14 protein-coding genes are annotated in these 16,336 nt (G+C 62.8%); 9 read left to right on the plus strand and 5 right to left on the minus strand.

Translation table 11 applies throughout. The annotated features are described in order from the left end of the window. Nucleotides 1–22: 22 nt before the first annotated feature. Complete coding sequence (locus AC1RGE_RS16860; protein ID WP_072442938.1) at nucleotides 23–988, minus strand: 2-hydroxyacid dehydrogenase; 966 nt, start codon at nucleotides 986–988, stop codon at nucleotides 23–25. A gap of 84 nt (nucleotides 989–1,072) precedes the next feature. Here AC1RGE_RS16860 and AC1RGE_RS16865 point away from each other — a divergent pair, with 84 nt between their 5' ends. Then, the gene (locus AC1RGE_RS16865) at nucleotides 1,073–1,702 is read left to right on the plus strand and encodes a LysE family translocator (RefSeq protein ID WP_011063367.1); all 630 of its coding nucleotides are present in this window, start codon (nucleotides 1,073–1,075) and stop codon (nucleotides 1,700–1,702) included. Here the strand turns inward: AC1RGE_RS16865 and AC1RGE_RS16870 are convergent. Continuing rightward, the gene (locus AC1RGE_RS16870) at nucleotides 1,686–2,459 is read right to left on the minus strand and encodes an AraC family transcriptional regulator (protein ID WP_011063366.1); all 774 of its coding nucleotides are present in this window, start codon (nucleotides 2,457–2,459) and stop codon (nucleotides 1,686–1,688) included. The two genes, AC1RGE_RS16865 and AC1RGE_RS16870, sit on opposite strands and share 17 nt — an antisense overlap. A gap of 86 nt (nucleotides 2,460–2,545) precedes the next feature. Between AC1RGE_RS16870 and AC1RGE_RS16875 the strand changes: the two genes are divergently transcribed. From AC1RGE_RS16875 to AC1RGE_RS16895, 5 genes are all read left to right on the plus strand, one after another. Then, entirely contained in the window at nucleotides 2,546–3,418 is an 873-nt protein-coding gene (locus tag AC1RGE_RS16875) for an MFS transporter (protein ID WP_492584659.1), read from the plus strand. A gap of 146 nt (nucleotides 3,419–3,564) precedes the next feature. Beyond that, complete coding sequence (locus tag AC1RGE_RS16880; protein WP_220223247.1) at nucleotides 3,565–5,247, plus strand: fatty acid--CoA ligase; 1,683 nt, start codon at nucleotides 3,565–3,567, stop codon at nucleotides 5,245–5,247. A gap of 338 nt (nucleotides 5,248–5,585) precedes the next feature. Further along, nucleotides 5,586–7,475, plus strand: coding sequence for a DUF1302 domain-containing protein (locus AC1RGE_RS16885; RefSeq protein ID WP_019093007.1), 1,890 nt, complete (start codon nucleotides 5,586–5,588; stop codon nucleotides 7,473–7,475). A 30-nt stretch (nucleotides 7,476–7,505) separates the two neighbouring features. Next, nucleotides 7,506–8,870, plus strand: a complete 1,365-nt coding sequence (locus AC1RGE_RS16890) for a DUF1329 domain-containing protein (RefSeq protein WP_011063362.1) — start codon at nucleotides 7,506–7,508, stop codon at nucleotides 8,868–8,870. Between the two features lie 293 nt (nucleotides 8,871–9,163). After that, a complete protein-coding gene (locus tag AC1RGE_RS16895; RefSeq protein ID WP_183000066.1) occupies nucleotides 9,164–11,899 on the plus strand; it encodes a winged helix-turn-helix domain-containing protein in 2,736 nt (911 codons plus the stop codon). 24 nt (nucleotides 11,900–11,923) lie between these two features. Here the strand turns inward: AC1RGE_RS16895 and AC1RGE_RS16900 are convergent, their stop codons facing one another. The 3 genes from AC1RGE_RS16900 to AC1RGE_RS16910 form a co-directional block, all read right to left on the minus strand. After that, complete coding sequence (locus AC1RGE_RS16900) at nucleotides 11,924–12,826, minus strand: LysR family transcriptional regulator (protein WP_011063360.1); 903 nt, start codon at nucleotides 12,824–12,826, stop codon at nucleotides 11,924–11,926. A gap of 231 nt (nucleotides 12,827–13,057) precedes the next feature. Further along, on the minus strand, nucleotides 13,058–14,389 hold the full coding sequence (locus AC1RGE_RS16905; protein ID WP_492584661.1) for a sensor histidine kinase: 1,332 nt from the start codon (nucleotides 14,387–14,389) through the stop codon (nucleotides 13,058–13,060). Further along, a complete protein-coding gene (locus AC1RGE_RS16910; protein WP_492584663.1) occupies nucleotides 14,382–15,056 on the minus strand; it encodes a response regulator transcription factor in 675 nt (224 codons plus the stop codon). The genes AC1RGE_RS16905 and AC1RGE_RS16910 overlap by 8 nt, the downstream gene beginning before the upstream one ends. 139 nt (nucleotides 15,057–15,195) lie before the next feature. Between AC1RGE_RS16910 and AC1RGE_RS16915 the strand changes: the two genes are divergently transcribed. The 3 genes from AC1RGE_RS16915 (at nucleotide 15,196) to AC1RGE_RS16925 (ending at nucleotide 16,279) form a co-directional block, all read left to right on the plus strand. Continuing rightward, nucleotides 15,196–15,378, plus strand: coding sequence for a hypothetical protein (locus AC1RGE_RS16915; RefSeq protein WP_492584665.1), 183 nt, complete (start codon nucleotides 15,196–15,198; stop codon nucleotides 15,376–15,378). Then, nucleotides 15,359–15,613, plus strand: a complete 255-nt coding sequence (locus tag AC1RGE_RS16920; RefSeq protein ID WP_492584667.1) for a hypothetical protein — start codon at nucleotides 15,359–15,361, stop codon at nucleotides 15,611–15,613. Before AC1RGE_RS16915 ends, AC1RGE_RS16920 begins: the two co-directional genes overlap by 20 nt. Nucleotides 15,614–15,778: 165 nt before the next feature. Further along, the gene (locus AC1RGE_RS16925; RefSeq protein ID WP_011063355.1) at nucleotides 15,779–16,279 is read left to right on the plus strand and encodes a methylated-DNA--[protein]-cysteine S-methyltransferase; all 501 of its coding nucleotides are present in this window, start codon (nucleotides 15,779–15,781) and stop codon (nucleotides 16,277–16,279) included. The last annotated feature ends 57 nt before the right edge of the window (nucleotides 16,280–16,336 follow it).

Here is a 16,336-nt window from a genome sequence, read left to right on the forward strand (position 1 = left end):
CCGAAAAAAGTGGCGAAGTTTATCAACTCACGACCCGCAGCGGGGCGCCGCTGAAGAAGGCGTGGGCGTTTTGCGTCAATTGACCGACGATTCGCTGGCGGGCCTCGCGGCTGCCCCAGGCGTTGTGTGGAGTGACGATCAGGCGCGGAATGTCGCCGGCCAGCAGGGGGTTGCCAGCCACCGGGGGTTCGACGCTGAGCACATCGGTGGCTGCACCACCCAGGTGACCATTGCGCAATGCATCGGCCAGGGCCTGTTCATCGATCAGCCCGCCGCGGGCGGTGTTGACCACCAGGGCTCCGGGCTTGAGCAGGGCCAGTTCCCGGGCACCGATAAAGTGGCGGGTGTGCTCGTTGAGGGGGCAGTGCAGGGTCAGGGCGTCCACTTGCGGCAGCAGTTCCTCCAGCGGCAGGCGGTCCGGGCGGGTCGGGCGGCCTGGAATCTGCCCCAGCAGCACACGCATGCCAAAGGCTTCGGCCAGGCGGGCCACCGCGCTGCCCAGTTCGCCATTGCCCAGCAGGCCCAGGGTCTTGCCCGCCAGTTCGATGATCGGGTAGTCCAGCAGGCAGAACTGACTGGCCTGTTGCCAGCGCCCGGCAGCCACGGCCTGCTGGTAATCGGCGACCCGGGTGGCCAGGTTGAGCAGCAGCATCAGGGTGTGCTGGGCCACCGAGGGAGTGCCGTAGCCCTGGCAGTTGCTGACGGTGATCCCCTGCTTGCGGGCTGCGGCCAGGTCGACATTGTTGGTGCCGGTGGCGGCCACCAGGATCAGTTGCAGGTCGGGGCAGGCGGCCAGGGTTTCGGCTGTCAGTGCCACCTTGTTGCTGATGGCCACCCGGGCTCCCTGCAGGCGTTCGGCGACCTGTTCCTGCGCTGTGTGGGCATGTACTTGCAGAGGGCTGAAGCTGTCATGCAGCGCACCCAGGTCCAGGTCACCGAGGTCCAGTGAGCTGTGATCGAGGAAGACGGCGCGGCGATTGTTAGTCATGAACTGTACCTTTTGCACGAGGGTTCTAAGGCGTAATCTGCCGAGCCTAACAGATGAAATAATTAGACATACACAGGAGCCTGCATGTACTTCACCGAGTTCTTGACCGTTGCCCTCATCCATCTTCTGGCAGTGGCCAGCCCCGGCCCGGACTTCGCCGTGGTGGTGCGTGAAAGCGTGACCCACGGCCGTCGAGCCGGCACCTGGACCGCGCTGGGTGTGGGCTGCGCAATCTTCCTGCACGTGGGTTACTCGCTGCTGGGGATCGGCCTGATCGTTTCCCAGTCCATCGTTCTGTTCAACGCACTGAAGTGGCTGGCTGCGGCCTACCTGCTGTACATCGGCTACAAGGCCCTGCGTGCCCAGCCGGCCAAACCGGCGGCCGACGACCTGCACAAGGAAGCCGGGGTCCGCACTGCGCGTGGGGCCTTCACTTCAGGCTTTGTCACCAATGGCCTGAACCCCAAGGCGACGCTGTTCTTTCTCTCGCTGTTCACCGTGGTGATCAACCCGCATACGCCGCTGGCGATCCAGGCCGGGTATGGCGTGTATCTGGCGGTGGCCACCGCTGTGTGGTTCTGCCTGGTGGCCATGCTCTTCAGCCAGCAGCGGGTTCGTGCCGGCTTTGCCCGCATGGGCCACTGGTTCGACCGCACCATGGGCGCAGTGCTGATCGCCATCGGCGTGAAGCTGGCCTTCACCGAGATGCATTGATTGCGCTGAGCTGATTCAGGGCCGCCACGTAATGCCGTGGCGTATCCCCGAGCAAACGGCAGAACATCGCGCTGAAGGCCCGGGCGCTGCCGTATCCCAGCGAGTCGGCCACGTTGTGCACGCTTTCCCCGGCGAGCAGGCGTGGCAGGGCTTCCATCAGGCGCACCTGCTGGCGCCAGGCATTGAAATTCATCTGCACCTGCTGCTGGAACAGCCGCGCCAGGGTTCGTGAACTGGCGCCGACCTGCTGCGCCCAGTCTTCCAGGGTGTGGGGGTGATCCGGGGTCTGTATCAAGGTCCGGCAGATGGCTTGCAAGCGCCGGTCCTGGGGCATGGGAATGTGCAGCGGAAGGTTTTCCAGGGCGGCGATTTCTTCCAGCATCAATTGCTGGATCAAGGGGTTTTCCGCTTGTTCCGGACCTTGCACGGCACGCAGGATCAACTCCCGCAGCAACGGTGTGACCGCCAGGACGCAGCATTGGCGCAATGCGGGCGCAGACAGCTCCGGGTCGATGAACAGAGAGCGCATGCGCACCTCGCCAACCATGAAGATTTCATGCTCCACCAGTGGCGGGATCCACACCGCCCGGCTCGGTGGGATCACCCAGGCGCCCTGGGCGGTGACCAGGCGCATGGTGCCGCAGGCGGCGTAGAGAAACTGCGCCTCGCGATGGCGGTGCAACGGTTGATGCGCGGCGTCGGGGTAGTCCCGTGGATAGGCGCTGACCGGCCCATGGTGGAAGTGGTCGATTAACATGTCCGGTCCAATGACTTTGTTGTCAGAAATGCGGTGGATTGCCAAATTAGCATAGGCGGCACAATAACCAACCCCGGTGTGTCGCCATGAATCAAGCCCGAAACGTCATCCGCTACGTCAACGCCGCCCATGTCATCGATCACATGTTCATGCTGATCTTTCCCGCTGCCGTGCTGGGCATGACCCAGGCCTTTGGCCTGGACTATGCCGGGCTGATCGGTCTGTCCCTGGGCGGTTTCATCGCCTTTGGCGCCTGTTCGCTACCGGCCGGTTGGCTGGGGGATCACTGGAGTCGGCGGCAGATGATGCTGCTGTTCTTTTTCGGCATCGGTGGCGCTTCGATCCTCACCGGGCTCAGTAATAGCCCGAGCATGTTGGTGATCGGGCTGACCCTGATGGGAATATTCGCCGCTATCTATCATCCGGTGGGCACCGCGATGCTGGTGGCCTATGCGCAGAATCGCGGGCGCGAGATCGGCATCAACGGTATGTGGGGCAACCTCGGCGTGGCCTTCTCGGCCTTGATTACCGGCTTGCTGGTGGCGCAGTTCGGCTGGCGCTCGGCGTTCATCCTGCCAGGGGGCGTGGCCATCCTTCTGGGTGTCGGCTTTGCCTTGCAGGTGCGTGACGAGCCTGCCCCCGCACGCGCCCATGTGCCGCTCAAGGGCAAGGGCGGGCAGCAGATCTCCATGCTCCTGGTGTTCGGCCAGGTCACGGTGAACGATGCCATGGTCGCCAACTTCGTTGCGCCCCAGTGGCAGTCGCGAATCTTCGCCTTGCGTTACTGCCTGTCGTTCGGTGCCAGTGCCACGGCGATTCCGCTGATTGCTCTGGTGGAACCGCGCCAGGGCCTGAGCGGCCTGTACCTGGTCCTGGCAGGGGGCGCGGCGCTGACGTTTGCCGCGGCGCTGGCCTTTCCCCGCACCCCCGCGGAAGCGGCAGTGGGGCAAAGCGCCTGAGGTCGTGCAGGGCCGTAACAATACTGGCCTGAAGCTAGTATTTGTACGGCCCTGCAAATCATTCCTTTGGCTGATTTAGCGGGCGCGCAGGAGCTCTAGAGTGGTTATCCTCCAGTCACGACCGAGCCGTCAGAAAAGGGATTCTTATGTTGCAGACTCGCGTTATTCCTCCCGCCGAAGGCGCCTACCAATACCCACTTCTGATCAAGCGCTTGCTGATGTCCGGCACCCGCTACGAAAAAACCCGCGAGATCATCTACCGTGACCAGTTGCGCTACACCTATCCGACCCTGATCGAGCGGGTGGCGCGCCTGGCCAATGTGCTGACCGCGGCCGGGGTCAAGGCGGGGGACACCGTGGCGGTCATGGACTGGGACAGCCATCGCTACCTGGAGTGCATGTTTGCCATCCCGATGATCGGTGCGGTGATCCACACCATCAACGTGCGTCTGTCGCCGGAGCAGATTCTCTACACCATGAACCATGCCGAGGACCGCTTCGTGCTGGTCAACAGCGAGTTCGTCGGCCTGTACCAGGCGATTGCCGGGCACCTGACCACGGTGGAGAAAACCCTGCTGCTCACCGATGCCCCGGAGAAAACCGCCGAGCTGCCGAACCTGGTGGGCGAGTACGAGGCCTTGCTCGCCGCGGCCAGCCCCCAGTACGCGTTCGAGGATTTCGACGAGAACTCGGTGGCCACCACCTTCTACACCACCGGCACCACCGGTAACCCCAAGGGCGTGTACTTCACCCACCGCCAGCTGGTGCTGCACACCCTGGGGGTGTCCACCATCATGGGGGCCATCGACAGCGTGCGCCTGCTGGGCACCAACGATGTGTACATGCCCATCACCCCGATGTTCCACGTGCACGCCTGGGGCTTGCCGTACGTGGCCACCATGCTCGGGCTCAAGCAGGTCTATCCCGGGCGCTACGACCCGGAGTACCTGGTGGAGCTGTGGCGCCGGGAGAAGGTCACCTTCTCTCACTGCGTGCCAACCATCCTGCAGATGGTGCTCAATGCCAAGGCAGCCCAGGGTACGGATTTCGGCGGCTGGAAGATCGTTATCGGCGGCAGTGCGCTGAACCGCGCGCTGTACGAGGCGGCCAAGGCCAAGGGCATCCAGCTGACGGCTGCCTACGGCATGTCGGAAACCGGACCGCTGGTGTCCTGTGCACACCTGAACGATGAACTGATGGCGGGCAGCGAGGACGAGCGCACCACCTACCGCATCAAGGCCGGGGTACCGGGGCCGCTGGTGGAAGCGGCAATCATCGATGCCGAAGGCAACTTCCTCCCGGCGGACGGCGAGGCCCAGGGCGAGCTGGTGCTGCGGGCGCCCTGGCTGAGCGAAGGTTATTTCAACGAACCGCAAAAAGGCGCCGAGCTCTGGGAAGGCGGCTGGCTGCATACCGGTGACGTGGCGACCCTGGACAGCATGGGGGTGATCGACATCCGCGACCGGATCAAGGACGTGATCAAGACCGGTGGCGAGTGGATCTCCTCCCTGGACCTGGAGGACCTCATCAGCCGCCACGTGGCGGTACGTGAAGTAGCAGTGGTGGGCATCGCCGATCCGCAGTGGGGCGAACGCCCATTCGCCCTGCTGGTCATCCGCGAGGGCCATGAGATTGGCGCCCGCGAGCTCAAGGAACACCTCAAGCCCTTCGTCGAGCTGGGCCACCTGAGCAAGTGGGCGATTCCCAGTCAGATCGCCCTTGTTACTGAAATTCCCAAGACCAGCGTTGGCAAGCTCGACAAGAAGCGCATCCGCGTCGACATCAGCGAGTGGCAGGCCAGCAACAGCACCTTCCTCTCCACGCTCTGAGCGTCCTCTGCCGTGCCCGCCAGGGCACGGCATGCCCACCCGGCAAGCCTTTGCCTTGTACTCACGGATTTTTCAGTCATTCTTGCCGCGCCGTTTTTCAAAGGTTATGGCAAAGGGCTGTTCCAGTGCGGTGGGTGGCTGCAAATCACACTTTAGAGGGATCAAGCAGTAATCCCTGCTGGATATAGTCCGTTCACGGATTTTTCTGAACAACGGAGCATTGTGGGGTGCTCGCGCCACGCAACTTCGGAGCCGGAACAAGTGTTCATTCAACCGGTATTCGAAGCGTTTTCAGAAAAGCGTACTGCCATAACAATAATGCACATGGAGTAGCGTCGATGACATCAGCAAACCAGTTCTGGCGCCGGGCGAAACTGCCCCTGGCCGTCGGTCTCGCCTCCACGCTCGCCGGGCCGGCATTCGGCGTCAGCTTCAATATCGGTGAAATCGAAGGCAGCTTCGATTCGTCCCTGTCGGTGGGGGCCAGCTGGTCGACCGCCGGGCGCAACAAGGACCTGATCGGGGTCAACAACGGCGGCAAGGGCCTGTCCCAGACCACCGATGACGGCCACTTGAACTTCAACAAGGGCCAGACCTTCTCGAAGATCTTCAAGGGTATCCATGACCTGGAATTGAAGTACGGCGATACCGGTGTGTTTGTCCGTGGCAAGTACTGGTATGACTTCAAGCTCCAGGACGAAGACCTGGACTTCAAGAACGTCAGCAACGACAACCGTAAAGAGGGCGCCAAGTCTTCCGGCGGGCAGATTCTCGATGCCTTCATCTATCACAACTATTCCATTGCCGATGAGCCGGGCTCCGTGCGTTTCGGTAAGCAGGTGGTGAGCTGGGGCGAAAGTACCTTCATTGGTGGCGGTATCAACTCGATCAACCCCATCGATGTGTCGGCGTTCCGCCGTCCTGGCGCCGAGGTCAAGGAAGGCCTGATCCCGGTCAACATGTTCTACATCTCCCAGAACCTGACCGAGAACCTGTCGGCCGAAGCCTTCTACCAGTTGGAATGGGACCAGACCGTTACCGATAACTGCGGCACCTTCTTCTCGCAGCCGGACAACATTTCCGACGGCTGTGACGACAATCTGCGTCTGCTGGCCAAGCGTTCGACCATCGCCGCCACGGCGCCGGGGCGCGCGGCCCTGGCCGCGATGCAGGCTCGTGGCGTCGATGTCAACGAAGAAGGCACGCTGGTGCGTCGCAGTGGCGACCGAGATGCCCGTGACAGCGGCCAATTCGGTGCGGCGTTCCACTACAACTTCGAGCCGCTGGACACCGAGTTCGGTGCCTACTTCATGAACTATCACAGCCGAGCGCCGATCTTCAGTGCCACGGCGGCACCACAGTCGGCTTACAACATCGCTCCTGGCTTTGGCTCTCTGGCGCCGGTGTGGATCGCCGGTAATTCGAAGTACTTCGTTGAGTATCCAGAAGACATTCGCCTGTATGGCTTGAGTTTCTCCACCACCCTGCCTACGGGGACGGCGTGGAGCGGTGAAATCAGCTACCGGCCGAATGCGCCTGTACAACTCAACTCTACCGATATTCTCTATTCCGCCGTTCGACCTCTGAAGGGGGCATTCGCCAACGCCTCGCTGCTTGAAGGTGTAGCGGGGCAGGACCTTCACGGCTATCGCCGCAAGGAAGTCACTCAGTTCCAGACCACCTTCACGCACTTCTTCGATCAGGTCATGGGCGCCAGCCGTCTGACGCTGGTGGGTGAGGTGGGGGTTACCCACGTCGGAGGCCTTGAGAGCAAGTCGGATGTCCGCTATGGACGTGATCCGGTGTTTGGTCCTGGCGCCTTGCCAGCCACCGGCGGGCAAAACACCTGTCGTGCGCTTAACTCCACCACCATTGCCGGTGCAGGTCCTGGTGCAGACGCCAGCAATCTGAGCGCCAACTGCAACAACGATGGCTTCACCACCGCCACCTCCTGGGGCTACCGCGGCCGTGCCATCTGGGAGTACCCGGATGTGTTCGCTGGTGTGAACCTCAAGCCGAACGTGGCTTGGTCCCATGACGTCAAGGGTTACTCGCCAGGTCCTGGCGGCAACTTCGAAGAAGGCCGCAAGGCCATCAGCCTGGGGCTGGATGCCGAGTACCAGAACACCTACACCGCGAGCCTGGCCTACACCAACTTCTTCGGTGGCGACTACAGCACCGTGGATGACCGGGATTTCCTCGCCTTGAGCGTTGGCGTGAACTTCTAAGCACACTGCATTTTCAGGAAGAACAACAATATGAAAATCACCAAGAGTCTGTTGCACGTCGGTGTGCTGGGACTGTCACTGCTGGCCACCGGGGTCATGGCCGCGGTCTCGGCCGATGAAGCCGCCAAGCTGGGTACCAGCCTGACGCCGATGGGCGCGGAAATGGCCGGCAATGCCGCCGGCACCATTCCGGCCTGGAAGCCACTGGCGACCAATGCTGGCACCGTGGACAGCAAGGGTTTCCTGTCCAACCCCTACGGCAGCGAGCAGCCGCTGTTCACCATCACCGCGCAGAACGTCGAGCAGTACAAGGACAAGCTGGCGCCGGGGCAGTACGCGATGTTCAAGCGCTACCCTGAAACCTTCAAGATGCCGGTCTACCCGTCCCATCGCGGGGCCACCGTGCCGGCTGACGTGTTCGCCGCGATCAAGCGCAACGCCACCAGCACCAACCTGGTGTCCGGCGGCAACGGCCTGGAGAACTTCGAAACCGCGATTCCGTTCCCGATCCCGAAAAGCGGCGTGGAAGTCATCTGGAACCACATCACCCGCTATCGCGGTGGCAGTGTGACCCGCCTAGTGACCCAGGCCACGCCACAGGCCAACGGCTCCTACAGCCTGGTGTACTTCCAGGACCAGTTCGTGTTCCGCGACAAGATGAAGGACTACGATCCGAAAAACCCTGGCAACATCCTGTTCTACTTCAAGCAGAAAGTGACCGCGCCAGCGCGCCTGGCCGGTGGCGTGCTGCTGGTGCACGAAACCCTCGACCAAGTGAAGGAGCCGCGTTCGGCCTGGGTCTACAACGCGGGTCAGCGCCGCGTACGCCGCGCCCCGCAAGTGTCCTATGACGGCCCGGGTACCGCTGCCGACGGCCTGCGTACTTCCGACAACCTGGACATGTACAACGGTGCGCCGGATCGCTACGACTGGAAGCTGGAAGGCAAGAAGGAGATGTACATCGCTTCCGACAGCTACAAGCTCGACTCGCCGACCCTGAAGTACGCCGACATCATCAAGGCCGGCCACATCAACCAGGACCTGGCTCGCTATGAACTGCGCCGGGTCTGGCATGTGGTGGCAACCTTGAAGGAAGGCCAGCGCCACATCTACGCCAAGCGTGACTTCTACATCGACGAAGACACCTGGCAGGCCGCGGTGATCGACCACTACGACGGTCGTGGCCAGCTGTGGCGCGTGGCCGAGGCTCACGCCGAGAACTACTACGACAAGCAAGTGCCGTGGTACGCCCTGGAAACCCTCTACGACCTGCAGTCCGGCCGTTACCTGGCCCTGGGCATGAAGAACGAAGAGAAACAGGCCTACGACTTCGGTTTCACCGCCACCACCAGCGATTTCACCCCAGCCGCCCTGCGTCAGGACGGGGTTCGCTGAGCCGCTGCAAATAGAGGCCGCATCCTCGGAAAAAGCCCCGACCTGGTTCGGGGCTTTTTTTTGCCTGAGGCCCGGCCTTGGAATCCATCGGGGTACAGACGGCTTTCTCTAAGCTAATTAGCCACTTAATCAATAAATAAACGAAATATCCTTCAATCATTCAGAGTTATCTGACCAATTTGCTCATAGTCTTTTTCGCCCGAATGGTCGCAAAAATCTTCAACAGGTGGCCTTTTACCGCTAGTCTGCGGACATCTGCTACGCCGACAACCGTACATCAATAAGAGTTGGCCATGACTGACCTGTCCCCCCTGCAACGGCCTGCCAGCGCGGTGATCCCCGCTCTGGAGGGGCGTTTTTATCGACCCCCCCTGCCCGATGGATACGTGCAGCGGCCGCGTCTTTGCGAGCGCCTGGGCGCCGGGTTGAAGGGGCGATTGCTGCTGGTCTGTGCGCCTGCCGGGTTTGGCAAGAGCTCGCTGGCCGTGGAGTTTTGCCAGGGCCTACCGGATAACTGGCAGAGCCTGTGGCTGGGGTTGAGCCGCCGGGACAGCGATCCCGGGCGTTTCCTCGAGCGTCTGTTGGCCGGTCTGCAGCAGTACTTTCCCCAATTGGGACGGCAGTCCCTGGGCCTGTTGAAAATGCGTCAGCGCCACCAGCCCTTCGCCTTTGAAGAGTGGCTGGACGGCCTGCTGGATGAGCTGGCGGTGCAATTGACCGGTGCCAGTCCGTTATTGCTGGTGCTGGACGACTATCACCTGGCCCAGGGGCCGGTCCTCGATCGTTGCCTGCAGTTTTTTCTCAATCACCTGCCCGATGGCTTGCTGGTGCTGGTCACTAGCCGCCAACGTCCGGACTGGCACCTGGCGCGGCTGCGGTTGTCCCGGCAACTGCTGGAGCTGCACGAGCAGGATTTGCGCCTGACCCACGACGAGTCCCTGAGCCTGCTCGACCGGCACAGCAGTTCGCTGCGCGGCGAAGCCCTGGAAAACCTGATTCAGCGCAGCGAAGGCTGGGTGGCCGGGCTGCGTTTCTGGCTGCTGGCGGCGTCCGAGGCGGGAGCCGGGGGCGCGCTACCCCAGGGCCTGCATGGCGGGGAAGGACTGATCCGCGACTACCTGCTGGAAGAGGTCATCGACTGCCTGCCCGCCGAAGTGCAGTCATTCCTGTATGACACGGCGCCCCAGGAGCGGTTTTGCGCCGAGCTGTGCGATGCCCTTCGCGAAGCCCATGACAGCGCCGAGATCCTGGGTTTCCTCCAGGCCCACCAGGTATTCCTGGTGCCCCTGGATGAACACGGCCATTGGTATCGTTATCACCACCTGTTTTCCGACCTGCTGCGCACCCGGCCCACGGCCAATGCCCTGGTGCCAGCGGCCAGCCTGCACCTGCGCGCCTGCCGCTGGTTCAACGCCCAGGGGCTGCTCGACGAGGCGGTGGAGCAAGCGCTGCGCGCCGGGCACCTGGACGTGGCGGCCAACCTGGTGCAGAACCTGTCCGAAGAGCAACTGCTGGCGGAACAGAACGTCGGCATGCTGCTGCGCTGGAAGATGGACCTGCCCGACAGCCTGCTGATCAGCACGCCGCGGCTGATCGTGCTCTACAGCTGGGCCCTGGGCCTGGCCTGCCAGCTGGATGCGGCGGAGGAACTGGCCAATCACCTGAGTCGTTTCCTGCCGGCCCCTTCGGCCACGGCGCAGAAGTCGATGTTGGCGCAATGGCTGGCCCTGAGCGGAATCATCGCCCGTGGCCGCGGCCAGCGGGAAAACACCCTGGCCTATTGCAGCGAGGCCCTGGAAAGCCTGCCGCCCAAACGTTATGGGCAGCGCCTGATGTGCCTGTCGACCTTGTCCAACCTGGCCATTACCGATGCCGATCTGTGGCGGGCCCGCAGCCTCAATCGCGAATCCCTGGAGCTGGCGCAACGGGTCGGCAATCCGTTGTTCGAAGCCCTGGCCCACTACGACCGTGCCCGGGTCCTGCAGGCCCGCGGCGAAGTGCTGCGGGCGCAGGAGGAGGTACACCAGGGGCTGCGGCGCCTGCAGGGCCTGTCGGCCCAGCGGTTGTATGCGGTGCGGGCCCGGCTGACCCTGTATGACGGTTATCTGCTGACCCTGCGCGCCCAGCCCGAGGCCGGCCTGTTGCGCTTGCAGGCCGGCCTGGTGGAGGCCCGGGCCTGTCGCGATATCAGCGTGCTGATCGGTCACTGCGTGATCGCCAAGCAGGAAGGCCTGGGTGGCGAGTTCTCCCGAGCCTTCGCCGAGCTGGCGGAAGCCGAGCGCTTGATGCACATCTGGGACGTGCCACCGATCTATTACCTGGCAATGATCACCCTGGTGAAATGCGAGCTGTGGCTGGCCCAGGGGCGTACCGATCTGGCCGAAGCCTGGCTGGCCCGCCTGGGCCAGACCTACACCGGCGAACAGGCGGCGGCGCCTCCGGAGTTCCACCCGCAACTGCCGTTGCACATCGAATTGCAGCAAGCCCAGCTTGAAAGCATCAAGGGCGACCTGGGCCGGGCGGAGCAGCGCTTGAATCGGTTGGTCGAGCATGGCCAGCAAAGCGGCCGGCAGTTGCTGAGCGTCATGGCCCTGACCCAGAAAGCCGCACTGTTGCTGGCGGCCGGTCGCGGTCCGCAGGCCCGCCAGGACCTGGCCCAGGCTCTGGAGGCCGGGGTTGGAGGCGCGGTGCAGCCGTTCATGGCATTGCTCCATGGCCATCCCGGCTGGATGCGTGAGCAGTTGCAGCAGGGCGTATCGACAGCCCTGACCCAGGCGTTGCTGGAGCGGTTGCCGGCAGCATCGCGTGAACCTCAGGAGATCGTGGCCCATAACGAGTCCTTGAGCTCCCGGGAGCTTTCAGTGTTGCAGTTGATCGCCCAGGGCTGCTCCAACCAGGAAATCAGCGAGCGCCTGTTCATCTCGTTGCATACGGTGAAGACCCATGCCAGCCATATCAACAGCAAGCTGGGGGTAGAGCGCCGGACCCAGGCCGTGGCCCGGGCCCAGGAGCTGGGGTTGCTGGGGTAGGCGCTGCGCCACTGGCTGCCGGGGCTAGCGGGCCAGGTGCTCCTTGCAGTAGTCGGCGAACAACCGCGCCGGCTTGGTCAGTTGGCCACGTTTGAGCCAGGCGGCCACCAGGCCTGAACCTGTGACGTCCTCGACAATGTCGACACACACCACCGGCTTGCCATCGTAGGAAAAAGGCGAGTGGGGGCGGGTGACCAGGATCGAGAAACCGAAGCCCTGGCCGACCATCCCGCGCACCATCTCGATGGACGGTGAGCTGAAGGCAATCTGCGGCGTCAGCCCCAGTTCTTCGAACAGGCTGACGAAATAGGTGCGGCTCGGTTGCACGTCCAGCAGGATCATCGGCTCCAGGCACAGGTCGCGCAGCGATACCTGGGGCTGCTTGGCGTAGCGATGGCCGGCCGGCAGCAAGGCGTAAGGCCGTTGCGGCGGCATCAGTGGCTCGGTTTCGATGGTGCCGTCCAGGTCATGCTCATAGAGGATCGCCAGATCGAACGCGCCACCGGTTAGGCCCTGTACCAGTTCCTGCTGTTCGCCATCACGGATGCGGATTTCCACCCCGGGATAGAGCGCGCTGAAGCCGGCGATCAGTTGTGGCAGGTACAGCGGTGCCACGGTTTCGAAGCAGCCGATGTCGATCTGTCCGGCGACCACGTCGTTGTCTGCCAGGGCGTTCTGCTCGAACTCCTTGGCCATGCGCAGCAGCTCCTGGGCCTTGCGGTAGAAACGTGCCCCGCTGGGGGTCAGGGAGACGCCGAGGGCATGGTGACGAATCAGCAATTGCACGCCGAAGCTGTCCTCCAGGCCCTTGATGGCGGTGGAGATCGACGGCTGGGCAATGTATAGCTTGCGTGATGCCTCGGCGACGCTGCCGCACTCGACGGTGGTGATGAAGTACTTCAGTTGACGCAGATTGTAGGCAGCCACAGCGAACCTCGTTCTTTGCCCGGGCACGGGGGAAGGGCGGCCGGGTCAGGGTGACCCGGGACTTGCATGAATCACCGCGCATGCAGTGCGCTTGATGCAAGCAAGTTACGCACCTGCAAGGCTCCCCCGGCGTGTTTTTTGTCCCGCAACAATACTCACAAGTGCCGTGAGGGAGGGCATGGCCGAGGCAGTTTTTTCATCGCTTGCGAGCACATTTTTCCTCGCTTGGCTTCAGGCACTCTCCTCGCCGGGGTCGGCGGGCGGGGCTTCCTCGGTCGAGGTGGCGTCGAAGTCCAGGGTGACGCTGAAGCGTTGCTCCTCCACCAGCACGTCGATGCGCCAGCCCAGGCGGGCACACAACTGGCGCATCAGTTCCAGGCCCAGGCCGTAGCCGTAATCGCTGGAAGGCTCGATCTGCTTGGTTTCGCGGATGCGGTTGAGAATGCGCAGGCGCGGGTAGTCGAAGTGGATCTCGATGGTGCCGTCATCGGCATATTGCAGGGCGTTGCGCAGGAAGTTGCCGACCACGATCCGGCAAGCGGTCAGAGGCAGGCGGCAGGGCGTGGTGCCGATGTCCAGGAGCAGTTCGATATCCCGTGTCCCGATCAGGTAGCGCTGTTCCTGGATCAGCTCGTTGACCAGCCCGCTCATGTCGACGGGCTCCTCGGGCAGGGCTTCGGGCAGCTCGCGGCTCATCCACAGCAAGGTCTCGGCGATACGTTGCATGTTCAGTACCGAGCGTTCGATACGTTGCAGAGGCGGCGGCAGGGCGCCGCCGGATTGCAGGGTCAGCAACTCGATATTGGCCTTGAGCACGGCCAGAGGGGTACGCAGTTCATGGCTGGTGTAGCGCAGCAGCCGGCCTTCACGCAGGCTGGCAGCCTGGACCTGTTGCATGCTCTGGGCCAGGGCGTCGGCCAGCATGTTAAATTCCTTGAAGCTGAAATTGGGCCGTTCGCCAGCAACCGTGTCGGGGTCCTTGAGGGTACTGGACCACTGGGACAGGCGCCCCAGGGGCCGCACCAGCCACCAGACCAGCAGGGCAATGATGATCAGTGCCGGTATGAACACCGCCAGGCTGATGAAAATCACCCCGTGCAGTTCTCGGTCCAGGTAGGCGTCGGACAGTGGCGTCTCGACTTCGCCACCTTCTTCCTGGTCATGGTCGACGTCGTACATGTACAGGGTCTTGCCGTCCGCCAGGGGTTGGGCAAGGATCGCCCGGCCCTCATCGTCGTCATCGGAATCCAGGTCGCCAAAGACCTGGACTGCACCGAAGGACAGGCTCGGTGGCGTGTCCAGCAATTGGCGAACTTTCTCGGGCAGTGCCTCCTTGCCGATGACGCTGGTATAGAAATAGTTGTGCGGCGGCGGGGTCGTGGGGTCCTTGTTGTAGTGCCTGGCGAAGTACTGGGCTTCTTCTTCCATCATCGCGCTGGCGGTGTAGAGCAGGCCGCGAACGCTGTATTCCGGCAGCAGCAGGCTGTAGATCAGCAGTACCACGGCGATCAGCAGCAGGAAGCTGCCGCTGATCACCCATTTCAAACTCAGGCCGTTACGCATGTGACCTCAGCTGTATGCCAATACCGGGAAGGGTGTGGATCAGGGGCTGGTCGAAGGACTTGTCCACAGTCTTGCGCAGCCGGTGCATATGCACCTTTAGGGTGTTGCTGTCGGGCGGCTCGTCGCCCCAGATCGTCGCCTCCAGGCGTTCCCGGGTGACAGGCTCGGGGCTGGCACGCATCAGGCATTCCAGCAAGGTCCAGCAGATGGGCGACAGGTGCAGTTCCTGGCCAGCGCGGCTGACCTTGCGGGTGGTCAGTTCCATCACCAGGTCGGCCACCTGCAGGCGGCTGGCCTGGCCGCTGCGGCGCAGGCTCAGGGCACGGATCCTGGCCACCAGCTCGGCCAGTTCGAAGGGTTTGACCAGATAATCGTCGGCACCGGCGGCAAAGCTGGCAAGCTTGTCCGACAGGGCATCCAGCGAGGTGAGCATGAGGATGGGGGTCTGGCTGCCGTGCTTGCGCATTTGTTCGCACAGCTGCTGGCCGTCCAGCCGCGGCAGCATGATGTCCAGGAGGATTACGTCGTAATGCTGGCTGAGGGCCAGGTTAAGGCCGGTCTGGCCGTTGCTGGCGTGGTCGCAGACGATGCCGCCGATTTCCAGGTATTCGATGACGGTATTGGCCAGGTCGAGGTTGTCCTCGACCAGCAGCAGGTGAATATGCACGGAAATGTCCCCTTGGACCCTTGGCATTCTATGGGCCGAAGGATAGCGGAAGCCGAGGTTTTTCCATCGATGTTTACCTACTCTTAACCCGGCGCTCTCTAAGCTCAGGCCCTTCTTAACTGCAGAGCGCGGCACAGCCATGAACCTGCCTTCAGTGCTCAAAGGCATCCTGCTGGTGTTGATTCTTCTCGGCCTGATGGCTTGCGTCCTGCCCTCCGGGGCACCCCTGGTACGACTTGGGGAGGGCGGCCTCTGGAGCCTGTTCCTGCTGGGGCATGACCAGCAACGGGCGGAGGCCGGTCATGTCGCGGGCATCGTCTGATGATAGCGGCGCCGACTACACCGACCAGTTGGTGTTGTGTCTGATGCTGATCCTGTGTGTATCGCTCTCGCTGGGCGCCTATATCGTGCGCTTCAACGCCCAGATCGACCGTCAGCGCGAGCTGTCGCCGGTGCACTTGTTGGAGTGTGGTCAGGGGCGCGGGGCCTTTATCGTCGCCCCCCATGGCCGGCTTAGCAGCAGCGACACGTGCTACCTGGTGGATGAGGACGACTAGCCTCGCCGCCTGGCAGCGCCCAGAATGATTCGCCTTCGAGTTCCAGCGCAAGAAACGAGGTTCTTGCGCTGAAATCTCGTTCTACAGTGCAGGCGTACTGAGATGAAGGCGGCGAACCCCAGGGTTGCCGGCCTGATTTCCCTGGCGGATTGAAGGAGAACTGCGATGTCCTGCGTATTCAAGAAAATGGCGTCCCCGGTTGGCCAACTGACCCTGGTCGCCCGGGGAGCGAAGCTGGCGGCGATTCTGTGGGAGCACGAGCGGCAGAACCGGGTGCGCCTGGGCCCACTGCAGGAAGCCGCGGAGCATCCGCTGTTGCTGGAGACCGAGCGCCAGTTGCGCGAATACTTTGCCGGTACCCGCGAGCGTTTCGAGCTTGAGCTGGACTTTGTCGGCACCGAGTTCCAGCGCCAGGTCTGGCAAGCCCTGCTGACCATTCCTTTCGGCGAGACCCGCAGTTACAGCCAGATCGCCCGACAGATCGGCAATCCCACTGCAGTGCGTGCGGTAGGGGCGGCCAATGGGCGTAATCCGATCTCGATCGTTGCTCCCTGCCACCGGGTGATCGGCGCCTCGGGCAGCCTCACCGGTTTCGCCGGCGGCCTTGAGGCCAAGCAGTTCCTGTTGGCACTGGAAGGCGAGGAAACGTTGCAACTGGCGTTTTGAATGTACTGAAGGCCCGGTGGTTGATGTGCTAACAAGTAGGCGTCACCAGCTGGGCCT

The sequence above is a fragment of the Pseudomonas sp. GW823-FHT02C05 genome, assembly GCF_058797595.1.